Origin of the sequence: Paraburkholderia sp. JHI869, from assembly GCF_038900775.1 — a bacterium.
In the GTDB taxonomy this organism is placed as follows: Bacteria; Pseudomonadota; Gammaproteobacteria; order Burkholderiales; family Burkholderiaceae; genus Paraburkholderia.
Genome location: NZ_JAYMSC010000034.1, coordinates 1 through 12,979, shown reverse-complemented (window position 1 = coordinate 12,979; position 12,979 = coordinate 1). Strand labels below are relative to the sequence as shown.

General features: G+C 65.6%; 12 protein-coding genes. 7 read left to right on the top strand and 5 right to left on the bottom strand.

Features of this window, described 5'->3' with window-relative positions; all coding sequences use genetic code 11:
• Positions 1 to 10 precede the first annotated feature (10 nt).
• From VSR72_RS36200 to VSR72_RS36180, 5 genes are all read right to left on the bottom strand, one after another.
• Positions 11 to 1,081 (bottom strand): homocysteine S-methyltransferase family protein, encoded by a 1,071-nt coding sequence (locus VSR72_RS36200; RefSeq protein WP_342957036.1) that lies wholly within the window; start codon positions 1,079 to 1,081, stop codon positions 11 to 13.
• A gap of 203 nt (positions 1,082 to 1,284) precedes the next feature.
• Positions 1,285 to 1,542, bottom strand: coding sequence for a DUF3567 domain-containing protein (locus VSR72_RS36195; RefSeq protein WP_028201771.1), 258 nt, complete (start codon positions 1,540 to 1,542; stop codon positions 1,285 to 1,287).
• Positions 1,543 to 1,718: 176 nt separating this feature from the next.
• A complete protein-coding gene (gene pcaD / locus VSR72_RS36190; protein WP_342957035.1) occupies positions 1,719 to 2,507 on the bottom strand; it encodes a 3-oxoadipate enol-lactonase in 789 nt (262 codons plus the stop codon).
• A 407-nt stretch (positions 2,508 to 2,914) separates the two neighbouring features.
• Positions 2,915 to 4,399 carry a DUF3108 domain-containing protein gene (locus VSR72_RS36185; RefSeq protein WP_342957034.1) on the bottom strand — a complete coding sequence of 495 codons (1,485 nt, stop codon included), beginning with the start codon at positions 4,397 to 4,399 and terminating at the stop codon, positions 2,915 to 2,917.
• Positions 4,400 to 4,519: 120 nt separating this feature from the next.
• Positions 4,520 to 5,434: an IclR family transcriptional regulator gene (locus VSR72_RS36180; RefSeq protein WP_342957033.1), complete on the bottom strand. Its 915-nt coding sequence runs from the start codon at positions 5,432 to 5,434 to the stop codon at positions 4,520 to 4,522.
• 128 nt (positions 5,435 to 5,562) lie between these two features.
• Between VSR72_RS36180 and VSR72_RS36175 the strand changes: the two genes are divergently transcribed.
• The 7 genes from VSR72_RS36175 (at position 5,563) to rfaE2 (ending at position 12,966) form a co-directional block, all read left to right on the top strand.
• Complete coding sequence (locus tag VSR72_RS36175; RefSeq protein WP_342957032.1) at positions 5,563 to 6,555, top strand: fumarylacetoacetate hydrolase family protein; 993 nt, start codon at positions 5,563 to 5,565, stop codon at positions 6,553 to 6,555.
• A gap of 201 nt (positions 6,556 to 6,756) precedes the next feature.
• Positions 6,757 to 7,887, top strand: a complete 1,131-nt coding sequence (locus tag VSR72_RS36170; protein WP_342957101.1) for an ABC transporter substrate-binding protein — start codon at positions 6,757 to 6,759, stop codon at positions 7,885 to 7,887.
• A gap of 59 nt (positions 7,888 to 7,946) precedes the next feature.
• The gene (locus VSR72_RS36165; RefSeq protein WP_342957031.1) at positions 7,947 to 8,771 is read left to right on the top strand and encodes an enoyl-CoA hydratase/isomerase family protein; all 825 of its coding nucleotides are present in this window, start codon (positions 7,947 to 7,949) and stop codon (positions 8,769 to 8,771) included.
• Between the two features lie 130 nt (positions 8,772 to 8,901).
• Complete coding sequence (locus tag VSR72_RS36160) at positions 8,902 to 9,690, top strand: PhaM family polyhydroxyalkanoate granule multifunctional regulatory protein (protein WP_342957030.1); 789 nt, start codon at positions 8,902 to 8,904, stop codon at positions 9,688 to 9,690.
• An 87-nt stretch (positions 9,691 to 9,777) separates the two neighbouring features.
• Positions 9,778 to 10,983 (top strand): patatin-like phospholipase family protein, encoded by a 1,206-nt coding sequence (locus VSR72_RS36155; RefSeq protein ID WP_342957029.1) that lies wholly within the window; start codon positions 9,778 to 9,780, stop codon positions 10,981 to 10,983.
• Between the two features lie 487 nt (positions 10,984 to 11,470).
• Entirely contained in the window at positions 11,471 to 12,340 is an 870-nt protein-coding gene (locus VSR72_RS36150) for an acyl-ACP desaturase (RefSeq protein ID WP_042265644.1), read from the top strand.
• 134 nt (positions 12,341 to 12,474) lie between these two features.
• Entirely contained in the window at positions 12,475 to 12,966 is a 492-nt protein-coding gene (gene rfaE2 / locus VSR72_RS36145) for a D-glycero-beta-D-manno-heptose 1-phosphate adenylyltransferase (RefSeq protein ID WP_233879068.1), read from the top strand.
• Positions 12,967 to 12,979 lie beyond the last annotated feature (13 nt).

Genomic DNA, 12,979 nt, shown 5'->3' with positions numbered 1-12,979 from the left:
AGCCGTTTCGTCAGGCGGCGTCGCGATACTGGCCGGGCCAGCGGCGCGGCTTGATTTCGGCGAGCGCCTTCGCGATGGCCGCGATGTGCTCAGGCGTCGTGCCGCAGCAGCCGCCCGCCACGTTCACGAGACCGGCGCTTGCGAATTCCTTGAGCAGTGTCGACGTATCGGCGGGCAGTTCGTCGAAGCCCGTGTCGCTCATCGGGTTGGGCAGGCCGGCATTCGGATAGCACGAGACGTAGGTGTCGCACAGCTTCGCAAGCTCGGCGATGTACGGGCGCATGAGCGCCGCGCCCAGCGCGCAGTTCAGGCCGAACGTGAGCGGTTTGGCGTGGCGCAGCGAGTTCCAGAATGCCTCGACCGTCTGGCCCGAGAGAATGCGGCCCGAGGCGTCGGTCACGGTGCCCGAGATCATGATCGGCAGATTCTCGCCCGTGTCTTCGAAGAGCTGGTCGAGTGCGAAGAGCGCGGCCTTGGCGTTGAGCGTGTCGAAGATCGTCTCGACGAGGAACAGGTCGCAGCCGCCGTCCATGAGCGCTTTGGCCTGCTCGTAGTACGCGCGGCGCAGTTCTTCGAACGTGACGTTGCGCGCGCCCGGATCGTTTACGTCGGGCGAGATGCTCGCCGTTTTCGGCGTCGGTCCGATTGCGCCCGCGGCGAAGCGCGGCTTGTCCGGCGTCGAATACTTTTCGCACGCGGCGCGCGCGAGCTTCGCCGACTCGATGTTCATCTCGATGGCGAGCTCGCCCATGCCGTAGTCGTCCTGGGCCACCGTGGTCGCGCCGAACGTGTTGGTCTCGATGATGTCCGCGCCCGCCGCGAGATACTGCTCGTGAATCTCACTGATGATTTGCGGCTGCGTGAGCGAGAGCAGTTCGTTGTTGCCCTTGATGTCGCGCGGATAATCCTTGAAGCGCTCGCCGCGGTAAGCGGCTTCGTCGAGCTTGTAGCGCTGGATCATCGTGCCCATCGCGCCGTCGAGAATCAGGATGCGCGAGGCGAGCAGCGCGGGAAGCGCTGCGCCGCGCGTGTATTTGGCGTCCCCGGCGGGGCGCGAGGCAAGGGCTGCGGGCTGGTTCATGGGATCGCGGGCGGGCGTGGTGCCGGTTGAACTGGGAAACCTCACATTGTAGCCGCTGCGGCAATGGGCCGCTGTCGGCGGCGTCGCGCGCAGGCAACCCCTGTGGCGCGCGCCGAACATCCAAAAGAAAACCCCGCACGGCAAGCCGGACGGGGTTTCGTGTGAAGGACGCTGCGCGTTGAGTGCCGCGGGGTGCGCTAGCGTCAGTGAAGCACGACAGGTTGCTGCATGAGGCTATCGAACTGTCCGAGGAATTCGTCGACTTCGTCGAGCGACTGGTCTTCGTCCATCAGCTTTTGCACGTCTTCGCGAAAACGTGCCGCCATCACGCCGTCGATGAAGATCTCGCGGCGTGCGTTCTTGTCGACGATCTCGTAGCCGCCTGCGCGCATGGCGCTGTGGCCGTCCTGCGGTGGGAACTCGACGACGCAATAGTTGGGACTGTTGTAGATCATTTGCATGGCGACACTCCTTTTTCCTGTGCTCCCTGACCTTCTCGGTCAATAGTTGGAGCGTTCGTTCTGGAATTCAAGGGGTGGGTCCCGCATCACCTCTTATGTGGACTGCTCTCCCTTTTTATACTTCACTTCTCAACGGCGTCTGCTGCCACTGCCATGATGCTTTTACTTCGAACTACTTAGACCAACTGCTTGAGAAACGTTTCGAGCAATGCGGTGAAACGGTGCGACTCCTCTACCGGGGCCAGATGCGCGGCATCGAGCACCACGAAATGCGACCCTTCAATCGCTTTTGCAAGGGCTTGCGTGACGGCCATGGGCGTGCCGCTGTCGTGGCGGCCCGCGACTGCGAGCGTCGGCACGCGCAGTTGTGCGAGCCTTCTTTCCACGTCGAAATCGCGTATCGCCTCGCAGGCCATCGCATAGCCTTCTGAAGGGGTCCGTAATAAAACGTCACAAATCCGCTCGACAGTCGGCGCATGCGCGTGCCGGAAGTCGGCGGTGAACCAGCGCGCCATCGTCGCGTCGACGAGCGCTCCGAGACCGTCGCTGCGCACCGTGGCGGCGCGATCGTTCCATGTTTCGCGCGCTTGTAGCGGCGTGTGGCTTGCCGTGTCGCAAAGCGTGAGCGTCGTCACGCGTTCTGGGTAATCGAGCGCGAACTGCTGCGCGATCATGCCGCCCATCGACATGCCAACGAGATGCGCATGCTCGATGCCGGTTGCGTCGAAAAGCGCATCGAGGTCGGCGGCAAGATCGGCGATGCCGAAGGGCTCGCTCGCAACGGCGCTTGCGCCATGACCGCGCACGTCGTAGCGCAGCACGCTGTGGCGATGGCGAAAATGTCCTGCGAGCGTGTCCCACACGCCGAGACCGCCGCCCAGTTGGTGAATGAACGCCAGCGCGGGCCCACCGCTCCTGTCGTCGAAGACATAGTGCGTATCGATGCCGTTGACAGTCACTTGCATGGGTTCCTCCTTCGCCTTCCAGGCTGGGAGTCAAGCCGTTTGCGAGGTACTGCATGCACGCGATGCTAGTGGAGCAATCCGCGCGCCTGGGGCACGCAGATGATGCGCGATGCGATGTTCGTTAGCTTGTGTGTCGCGTCCCTGTTTGCTGCGCTGGTTTTTCGCTATTTATTCGGTGGTGCCGATTTTGTCCGTGTTTGCAGCGGTATATCGGTTTGTTCGTGCTGGTCCGTAGTGTTCGCGCGGTGTCGTGCTGCCGTGTTTCGTCTGCTTGTTTTTTGGGCCCTTCGTGCTGCGCGCGATGCCTTGCGATCCTTGACCTATGGCTCGATTCCAGTATGCGCTATTTCGCGAGATTGTGTCGTGAAGCGGGCCATCCGGATCGAGCAGTGCGTGCGCTTGCGCGCTCAGGGATGCTCGGGTGCCGGGCCCGGCGAGACGGCCGACGGTTGCGCTTCATTCGTGGACGGTTGCGGCGGTGAATCTGTCTGCGTATTGGCGGATGGTGACGGCGCTGCCGGCGCTTGTGGTTGCGGTGCAGGCGCGGCTTCCGGTGTTGCGGATTGTGCCGATGTTGTGTCGGGTGCCGCGTTGGGCGTCGTGGCGGTCGTGGCGCGCGATGTTGCGTCTGGTGTTGCGTCGATCGTTGCGCCGGATGAAAGTTTCGGCGATGCGTTCGCAGCGCCTTCGTTCGCAGCGCCTTCGCTCGGCGGCGTGGACTCGCTCGTCGCCGTGTCAGCGGCCGGCACCGTGAGCGCGCCACGCCACACCAGTTCGAACTGGTTGCCATTCGGTTCGGTCTGCACGAGGCGCACGGGCAGCCAGCCGAGCGACGGCGCGAGCCACACGTCGATGCGCCGCTTGTCGCCCTCGCGGCGCGGCAGACGCATGAAATGGCGCGCCGTGACGTAGCCATGATCGGTGCTCACTGTTTCGTCGCCGATCGTGGTGATGGGCCAGGTCTCGCCGCTGTCGTTGTCCGCGACATAGAACTCGCGCGTGACGCCCGGCTTGTATGCGTCGGGGTCGCCGCGCACGAGGCTCGCGAGCTGCATCACCATGCTGAAGCGGTCCTGCGCGCCATCGGGCAACGCAAGCGAGTTCGGCGTGCGTGTGAACACGATCTGCTTGTCGGTGCGGTTGAAAACCGTCACGTCCGATGGACGATGGCCGCGCTTTTCGATGTACTGATCGGGCGCGAGGCCGAAAGCGTCCACGCGGCCCTTGCTGGTCCAGCTGAACTCGCCGACGAAGGGCAGGGGCACGCGCACGACCATCTCGTAGCGTTGTGCATCGCTCGACCAGTGGATCGTGCCCGGCTGATTGCGCACGCCGTTATAGAACGTGTCGTATTGCAGTTCGCCCGACGGGGGCACCGAAAACTTCAGTCCGTGCGAAGCCTGCGCGGCTTGTGCCGAAGGCTGCTTGTCGTTGCCGGGCGCTGCGTTTGCCGTGCCGTTTGTGCTAGTCGTGCCGGGGGCGCTCGCGCTTGCATCCGATGCGGCTGCGGGTGCGGACGCCGCCTGCGTATCCGGCGGCGAGGCTGGCGCTTTGGGGTGCGGCTTTGGCGGCGTCACGGCGTGCAGCGTGTGCGGCTCGGCGGGCTTTGGCGTGGGTTTGGGCGCGGCATGCGCGGGCGCCGCCGCGGGGCCCGCGGGCCGTGCCTCGCGTTCGATGCGCTCGGGCTTGAGGAGCGCCACTTGCACCGGCACGCGCACATGCGCGACAGGCGGCGGTGCGCCGTGATGCCGCTCGAACCATTCGGCCGCGAGCCAGTGGAGCGCCGTGACCGCGACGAACACGCCCACCCAGCGCCACGCGCGCACGCGCTGGGGCGTGCGGGTGTCGGTGTCGAGGCGGCGTGCCTCGCGTGGAGCGGCTGGGGTGGACATCGGCGGGTCGTGGGTCGGTATCTGTCGTACGTTACTGTGACACAACCCGTCGGGTGCGCGCAGAAAGGCAGACGCCGTGCGAGTCGGGGTCGCAAGGATGCCGGCCGAGGCTTTCCGCTCTCAGCGCGGTGTCGGACTGTACCCCAATTCGTAGGACAGCTTTTCGGCGCACGCACGCAACGCTGTATCCACCGCGCCATTCCAGCCGATATCGAACGCGCCTTCGTGGCCGAGCGCGATGAGCCCGAGCGCAAGCTCACCGCTCGCGTCGAAAACAGGCGTGCAGAATGCGTGGATGGTTGGCAGCAGCATGCCTTCCACGCGCGCCGCGCCATGCTCGCGAACTTCCGCGAGCGCGCGTTCGAGCGCTTCTGCGGTGCGCGGCGTCGAGCCGTATGAGTAGTGCTGCGCGCCTGCGAGTTCGCGCTCGATCATGGGCGCGGTCTTGCTGCGCGGCAGATAGGCGGCGAATAGCAGGCCAGTGGCGGAGCTGAGCATCGGCATGACGTCGCCGAGCTTGAGCGATGCTTTCGCGGGGTGGCTCGACTCCAGCCAGTGCACGACGGTCGGCCCCTGGTTGCCCCACACGGCGATGCCCACGGTGATGTCGAGCGCGTCGCGCAGTTCGGTGAGCGCGAGGCGCGCGAGTTTGACGCCGTCCACGCGCGCGAGGCGCGCGAGCCCAAGCTGCAACGCGAAGCCGCCCAGTTCGTAGCGCCCCGAGAGCGGGTCTTGCGCGACCACGCCAAGACGCATGAAGCTCACGAGATAGCGATGCGCCTTCGCCGGGCTCATGCCCGCGCGCTGCGCGAGGTCGCGCAGCATCATCGCGCGCGGCTCGCTCGTGAGCACCTCGAGCAGGCGAAAGCCCACTTCGATCGACTGGATGCCGGAGCGCAGCTTTTCTTCGCCGGTTTCGGCGCCTTCCGAGGCCTCAGCGGCATCGAGGGCGTCAGCGAGATCTTCGGCGTTCGTGGTATCGGTGGCGTCGGTGGCGCTCGCGCGCGGCGAGGCGGATCGGACGGTTGGCGGCATGGAGGCGTTGTGGTGTTCGAACGTACGACGACTGAGTGGCAACTGCAGACATACGGCGCGCCCGCTTGGGGCCTGCCGATTCACCATCGTAGAATACATTTCCCTTATCGTCACTCACGTCTGATTCCATGAAACTTGCCACGCTGAAGGACGGCACCCGCGACGGGCAGCTGATCGTCGTTTCCCGCGACCTGCGCAGCGCCGCCATCGCCGACGCGATCGCCCCCACGCTGCAGCGCGTGCTCGACGACTGGCGCTTCTACGCGCCGCAGCTCGCCGAGCTGTACGACGCGCTCAACTACGGGCGCGCGCGCAACGCGTTCAGCTTCGACTCGCGCGACTGCATGGCGCCGCTGCCGCGTGCGTACCAATGGGCAGACGGCTCGTCGTACGTGAATCACGTCGAGCTCGTGCGTCGCGCGCGCGGCGCCGAGATGCCCGCCGAGTTCTGGACCGACCCGCTCATGTACCAGGGAGGCAGCGACGACTTCATCGGGCCGTGCGACGACATCGTGTGCGCGTCCGAGGCGTTCGGCATCGACTTCGAAGCCGAAGTCGCCGTCGTGACCGGCGACGTGCCGATGGGCGCAAGCCCCGACGAAGCGCTGCGGGCCGTGCGGCTCGTCACGCTCGTCAACGACGTCTCGCTGCGCAACCTCATTCCTGCGGAACTCGCGAAGGGCTTCGGCTTTTTCCAGAGCAAGCCGGCCAGCGCGTTCGCGCCGGTGATGGTCACGCCCGACGAACTCGGCGAGCACTGGCGCGAAGGGCGCGTGCACCTGCCGCTTATCGTGCACTGGAACGGCAAGAAGGTCGGCCAGCCCGACGCAGGCACGGACATGGTCTTCCACTTCGGCCAGTTGATCGCGCACGCCGCGAAAACGCGCAATCTGCGCGCGGGCGCCATCGTGGGTTCGGGCACGGTGTCGAACAAGGACGCCAAGCGCGGCTACTGCTGCATTGCCGAGAAGCGCTGCCTCGAAATGATCGAAAGCGGCCAGGCGAGCACCGAGTTCATGAAGTTCGGCGACAGCGTGAAGATCGAGATGCTCGACGAAGCGGGCAAGTCGATTTTCGGCGCGATCGATCAGGCGGTAGTGTCGCTCCACGGCGAGCAGTGAAGCACAAGCGACACGCAAGCGCTGAAGGGTTTCGCCGGATGCCGCGCGCCACGCGTGCGGCTACACTGGCGAACGCCTTTTTTCTTCACGAGCAACGAGGGGATCAGTAAAAGCACGAGCCGTAGAAGCACGCAACATCCAAACGTAAAACGACAAGGAGACACCGTGAACGCTTCTCGCCCCAGCCGTCTTGCTGCACGCATCGCCTGGCTTTTCAGCCTCTGTGCGCCCACGCTTGCGCTCGCGCAGGTCAAGATCGGCCTCGTGCTTTCACTCACCGGGCCGGCCGCCTCGCTCGGCATTCCCGCGCACGACACCGCTGCGATGTTCCCCACCGAAATCGCGGGCCAGAAGGTGCAGTACATCGTGCTCGACGACGCCTCCGACACGACTCAGGCCGTGCAGGACACGAAGAAGCTCATCGACGAACAGCATGTCGACGCGATCATCGGCTCGTCGATCACGCCCAACTCGCTCGCAATGCTCGACGTGATCGCGCAGGGCGAGACGCCGACCATCTCTCTCGCTTCGTCGGCGAAGATCATCGAGCCCGTGGACGACAAGCGCCACTGGATGTTCAAGACGCCGCAAACCGACGCGATGATGGCCGGCGCGATCATGGAGCACGCCGCCGCGCACAACGTGAAGACGCTCGCCTATATCGGCCAGGCCGACGCGCTCGGCGAGACGTTCTACGCGGAAATCGCGAAGGCCGCGCAGCAGCGCAACATCAAGCTCGTCGCGAACGAGCGCTTCAATCGCACCGATCCGAGTGTGACGGGGCAGGTGCTCAAGATCGTCGCAGCGCACCCGGATGCCGTCGTGGTGGGCGCGGCAGGCACGCCCGCCGCGTTGCCGCCCAAGGCGCTCAAGGAGCGCGGCTACAAGGGCGTCATCTATCACAACCACGGCGTGGGCAACCGCGACTTCCTGCGTGTGTGCGGCACCGACTGCAACGGCACCTTCCTGCCTGCGAGCCCCGTGCTCGTGGCCTCGCAACTGCCCGAAGACCAGCCTGGCCGGCGCCTCGCGCTCGACTATATTTCGCGCTACGAAGCGCGTAACGGCGCGGGCACCGTGTCGGCGTTCGGCGCGTACACGTGGGACGCGGGCCTCTTGCTCCAGAATGCGATACCTGTTGCGCTCAAGGCGGCGGCGCCCGGCACGCCCGAGTTTCGCCACGCGCTGCGCGACGCGCTCGAAGCGACGCACGACCTGCATGACACCAATGGCGTCGTCAACATGAGCACCACCGATCACCTCGGCCTCGACGCGCGAGCGCGCGTGATGGTCGAGATCCGCGATGGCAAGTGGGTGTATCAGCCGCATTGATGAGCGGCACTGCCATCGCTTTCACGTAATCAGCAATCCGAAGCAAAGGAGGTCCGCCCATGAACGATCCTTTTTACGCCCGCTATCAAGCACTGCGCGTGCGGCGGCACGAGCATGGCATCGTCGAGATCGTGATGAGCGGCGAGGGCGCGAACAAGAGCGGACTCGCGACCGCCGACGCCCATATGCACCGCGAACTCGCCGAGATCTGGCGCGACGTGGACCGCGATCCTGACGCGCGCGTCGCCGTGATTCGCGGCGAGGGCAAAGGCTTTTCGGCGGGCGGCGACTTGCAGCTCGTCGAGGACATGGCCACGCATTTCGACGTGCGTGCGCGCGTGTGGCGCGAGGCGCGCGACCTCGTGTACAACGTGATCAACTGCGGCAAGCCGATCGTCTCGGCCATGCATGGTCCCGCTGTTGGCGCGGGGCTCGTCGCCGGGCTGCTCGCCGACATTTCCATTGCGACGAAAACGGCGCGCATCATCGACGGCCATACGCGTCTGGGCGTCGCGGCGGGCGATCACGCGGCGATCGTGTGGCCGCTCTTGTGCGGCATGGCGAAGGCGAAGTACTACCTGCTGCTGTGCGAGCCGGTGAGCGGCGAGGAGGCGGAGCGCATCGGCCTCGTTTCGCTCGCGGTGGACGAGAACGACCTGCTGCCGAAGGCATTCGAAGTGGCGAAGCGTCTTGCGAACGGTTCGCAAACCGCCGTGCGCTGGACCAAGTACGCGCTGAACAACTGGCTGCGCATGGCGGGGCCGACCTTCGACACGTCGCTCGCGCTTGAATTCATGGGCTTTGCGGGACCCGACGTGCGCGAGGGCGTGCAGTCGCTGCGCGAGCGGCGCGCGCCGGATTTTCCGGGCGGCGATCCGTTCTGAAGCGTTTGAGTTCGTGCTTTATGCCGCGCTTTTGCCGATTTCTACTTTTACGCGCGCTATCATCGAAGAGATCGTTTTGCGCCGCCCACGCGCGCGCATTTGACCACCTATTTATGCGAGGGAGATCCGCATGACCGACCAAGCAGGCTCCATGCCGCCGTTCCCGGGCTTTCCAGGCTTTCCGCCCGCAGAAATGCTCGACCAGATGTGGGGGATGATGCGCCTCACACCGTTCGGCGGCTCGTTCCCAGGCAACTTCGCAGGCGGCGAACCGGGCGTGGCGCAAGCCTTCGGCCCGCCGCTTTCGATGATGACCGACATGATGACGCCGCTCACCAACATCGAGGAACTCGACAAGCGCATCACCGATCTGCGCGCCGTCGAGCAATGGCTCAAGCTCAATCTCGGCATGCTGCAGTCCGCCATCCAGGCGCTCGAAGTGCAGCGCGCCACGCTCTCCACGTTGCGCGCGTTCGGCGCGTTCGCGCAGGCGCAGATGACCCCGACGCACTCCGAGAACGAAGCGCCGAGAGCGGGCGCCGCGCGCGAGCGCGCCGCCGAGCCTGAAGCCGCGAGCGCAGGCGCTGCATCCGAGGGCGCGGCATCCGCGCCGCCGGGCTTTGACGCGGGTTCGTGGTGGAACCTCGTGCAGGCGCAGTTCAACCAGCTCGCGCAGTTCGCGATGGCGCAGCCGGCCGCTGCCGCTGAGGCGGCGCAAGCCGCCGCAGCGGCGGTGAGCGAGGCGCAGGCGAAGACCGAAGCCGCTACGGTCAAACGCAGCAGCACCGCGAAACGGAGCGGCGGTAGCAGCAGCGGCGGGGGGGGCAACAGCAGCAACAGCAGCAACGGCAGCACCAGCAGCGGCGCAGGCCGCAGTGCGCCGCGCGCCGCGAAGAAGGCGCCGGCGCAGCCGGAATAAGGCGCGTCGCGTCACGTCGCGTCACGAAGAACCGTCCCGCTGTAACAGCGGGACAAGCGCGTAACAACAGCGGGGAGCGTCGGCATCATGCGGCTTGCGCTCGTGATGATGGGCGGCGGCGCGCGTGCGGCCTACCAGGCCGGCGCGTTGCGCGCACTCGCCGAACTGGCCAGCCAGGCCGAGCCGGCGCGCCGCGCCATGCCCTTCACGGTGATCTGCGGCACCTCGGCGGGCGCGATCAACGCCACCTCGATCGCGAGCCACGCCGATCAGTTCGCGCACGGCGCGGCGCGCCTCGTCGACGTCTGGTCGGACATGCGCGCCAGCCAGATCTATCGCACCGACTGGCCCGGTGTCGCCGCTGCGGGCGCGCGCTGGCTCGCCGCGCTGGCGTTCGGCTGGGCGGCGTCCAGCGTGGGCGCGCGCGCCGCGCCGCGCACCTTGTTCGACAGTACCCCGCTCGCGCGCATGCTCCCGCACGCGCTGAACTTCCACCGCATCGAACAGATGCTCGACGAGCGGCTGCTCCATGCGCTCGCCGTCACGGCGCTCAGCTATTCGTCGGGGCGGCACGTTACGTTCTACCAGGCGAGCGAGCCGATCACCGCGTGGCGTCGCGCGCAGCGCACCGCGCGCATGGTCGCGCTCACGCCCGCGCATCTGCTCGCTTCGGCGGCGATTCCGTTCGTGTTCCCGGCCGTGCGGCTCGAACTCGACGGCCGCCACGAATATTTCGGCGACGGCTCGATCCGGCAGATCGCACCGCTCTCGCCCGCCATTCACTTCGGCGCGCAGCGCATCGTCGTGCTGGGCGCCGCTGCGCCCACGCCGGAAGTGCCCGCGGCGCGCCCCGACATCGACCGGTATCCGACGCTCGCGCAGGTTGGCCAGCAGGTGCTCGCGAGCGTGTTCCTCGACGCGCTCGGCGCCGATATCGAGCGCATCGAGCACGTGAACCGCATGGTGCTGCAACTGCCGCACACGGTGGAGCCGGAAAGCGGCTGGCGGCATGTCGAGGTGCTCGCGATCGCACCGAGCGAGCGTGTCGAGCTGATCGCCGCGCGCCATTTGCAGCAGTTGCCGCGCTCGGTGCGCATGCTGCTGGGTGCGATGGGCGGCAATCGCGCTTCAGGCGCGGCGTTTGCGAGTTATTTGCTGTTCGAGCGCGAATTCACGCGTGAGTTGATCGAACTGGGTTACCGCGACACGCTAGCCCAAAGCGATGTTCTCTTGACTTGGCTCAAAGCTCCGACAGACGGCGCGATCATGGATTTGGGGGTGCGGCGGAACTGAAACACCGGCATGCTATTATTGTGTAAGGTTTTTCTGGTCGTTTGTGGGAATTGCAGGCGGCGCTGTGGCACATCGCCGCGCAGGTTCCAGGGCCTTGACGGGCGGGATGTTCGCCCACTGGAAAATCGGCCGGCACGGTGTGGCATAAGGACATCGAGCGTGGGATACGAGAGTGCGACATTGTGTCGCACGGGTCCGCGACGATGGCTTGCACGCCTTGCGGGTATCGGTAGTGATCAGCGGTATCAGGCGGCCGGGTTCGAGGAACGGAGCAGCTACCCAGAATCCACGACGGCGCCTTCATTCCGGTTGGCTGGATTGTCGTGGGGCAACGCGTGTTGCGTTCCCCGGTCTGCGATTGCGTCCAGAGGGCCGGATACCGCGTAAAATTAAATGCTTTTTGCCTGCGCGGCCGCGTTTTACGCGGATCCCGCGGCACGCTACGAATTCGTTGTGCGCGCGTTTTGCGCAGATCAGGGGCGGGACTATGAACACGATGCTTTATCCGGAACTTTACAAATCGCTCGAATCGGTCCGTTGGGACATGGAAAAGGACATCCCCTGGGACAAGTTCGATGCGTCGCTCCTCACCGATGAGCAGGCCGCGACCATCAAGATGAACGCGATTACCGAATGGTCGGCGCTGCCGGCCACGGAAATGTTCCTGCGCGACAATCATCACGACAGCGACTTTTCGGCGTTCATGAGCGTGTGGTTCTTCGAGGAGCAAAAGCATTCGCTCGTGCTCATGGAATACCTGCGCCGCTTCAAGCCGGAAATGGTGCCGACCGAAGAAGAGCTGCACGCCGTGCGCTTCGAGTTCGATCCGGCGCCGCCGCTCGAAACGCTCATGCTGCACTTCTGCGGTGAAATCCGCCTGAACCACTGGTACCGCCGCGCCGCCGAATGGCACACGGAGCCGGTCATCAAGGCTATCTACGAAACGATTTCGCGCGACGAAGCCCGCCATGGCGGCGCGTATCTGCGCTACATGAAGAAGGCGCTGAACAATTTCGGCGACGTCGCACGCGCGGCGTTTGCGAAGATCGGCGTGCTGATGGCTTCGGCGCGCCGCACCGAAAAGCCGCTGCACCCCACGAATCTGCACGTGAACCAGGCGCTGTTCCCGCGCGACACCGTGCAGTCGCGCCTGCCCGACCCGGAATGGCTCGAGCGCTGGCTCGACGAGCAGATCCGCTTCGACGACGGCTGGGAAAAGAAGGTGATCGAGCGTATTTTGCACAACCTCTCGATCCTGTTCGAGCGCACGTTCAGCACGGCGCAGGAACTGAACCGCTATCGCAAGGAAGTGGTGCAGCGTCTGCAGGCCGAGCAAGGCACGCAGCAGCCGGCCTGACGCGCCGGAACATCTCGCGTGCGCCCAGGCGCGCCGCGAACGGGACGGCCCGAGCGCTCTCGCGTGACGGGCCGTTTTCATTGGCGGGCTTGCTCATTTGACCTGCGCCCCTCTTTTTATCCGAGCCTCATTCCATGCCCGCTTCCTTCGAACGCAAGATCACGACCCGCGACGCGCTCGCGCAACTGCGCGCCTCGCTGCCCGGCCCCGTGGTGTTCACCAATGGCGTTTTCGACATCCTGCACCGCGGGCACGTTACTTATCTCGCCGATGCGAAGGCGCTGGGCGCCACGCTGATCGTCGGCGTGAATAGCGACGCTTCGGTGAAGATGCTCGGCAAGGGCGACGACCGTCCCATTAACAACGAAAACGACCGCATGGCACTGCTGGCGGCGCTGGAGAGCGTGGACTGGGTGGTGCAGTTCGGCGAGCAAACGCCGGTCGAGTTGATCGAAGCCGTGCGTCCGGACATTCTCGTGAAGGGCGGCGACTACGACATGGACGCGCTGCCCGAATCGGCGCTGGTGCGCGGCTGGGGCGGGCGGGCGCTTGCGATCGCCTTCGAGCACGACCGCTCCACGACGAAGCTGCTGCAGAAGGTGCGCGCGCAGGAAGGATCGAAGTAAGTTCCGGCATCGG

Coding starts and splice junctions, on each gene's coding strand:
- VSR72_RS36200 (WP_342957036.1), bottom strand. CDS start 1,081: ATGAACCAGCCCGCAGCCCTTGCCTCGCGCCCCGCCGGGGACGCCAAA.
- VSR72_RS36195 (WP_028201771.1), bottom strand. CDS start 1,542: ATGCAAATGATCTACAACAGTCCCAACTATTGCGTCGTCGAGTTCCCA.
- pcaD (WP_342957035.1), bottom strand. CDS start 2,507: ATGCAAGTGACTGTCAACGGCATCGATACGCACTATGTCTTCGACGAC.
- VSR72_RS36185 (WP_342957034.1), bottom strand. CDS start 4,399: ATGTCCACCCCAGCCGCTCCACGCGAGGCACGCCGCCTCGACACCGAC.
- VSR72_RS36180 (WP_342957033.1), bottom strand. CDS start 5,434: ATGCCGCCAACCGTCCGATCCGCCTCGCCGCGCGCGAGCGCCACCGAC.
- VSR72_RS36175 (WP_342957032.1), top strand. CDS start 5,563: ATGAAACTTGCCACGCTGAAGGACGGCACCCGCGACGGGCAGCTGATC.
- VSR72_RS36165 (WP_342957031.1), top strand. CDS start 7,947: ATGAACGATCCTTTTTACGCCCGCTATCAAGCACTGCGCGTGCGGCGG.
- VSR72_RS36160 (WP_342957030.1), top strand. CDS start 8,902: ATGACCGACCAAGCAGGCTCCATGCCGCCGTTCCCGGGCTTTCCAGGC.
- VSR72_RS36155 (WP_342957029.1), top strand. CDS start 9,778: ATGCGGCTTGCGCTCGTGATGATGGGCGGCGGCGCGCGTGCGGCCTAC.
- VSR72_RS36150 (WP_042265644.1), top strand. CDS start 11,471: ATGAACACGATGCTTTATCCGGAACTTTACAAATCGCTCGAATCGGTC.
- rfaE2 (WP_233879068.1), top strand. CDS start 12,475: ATGCCCGCTTCCTTCGAACGCAAGATCACGACCCGCGACGCGCTCGCG.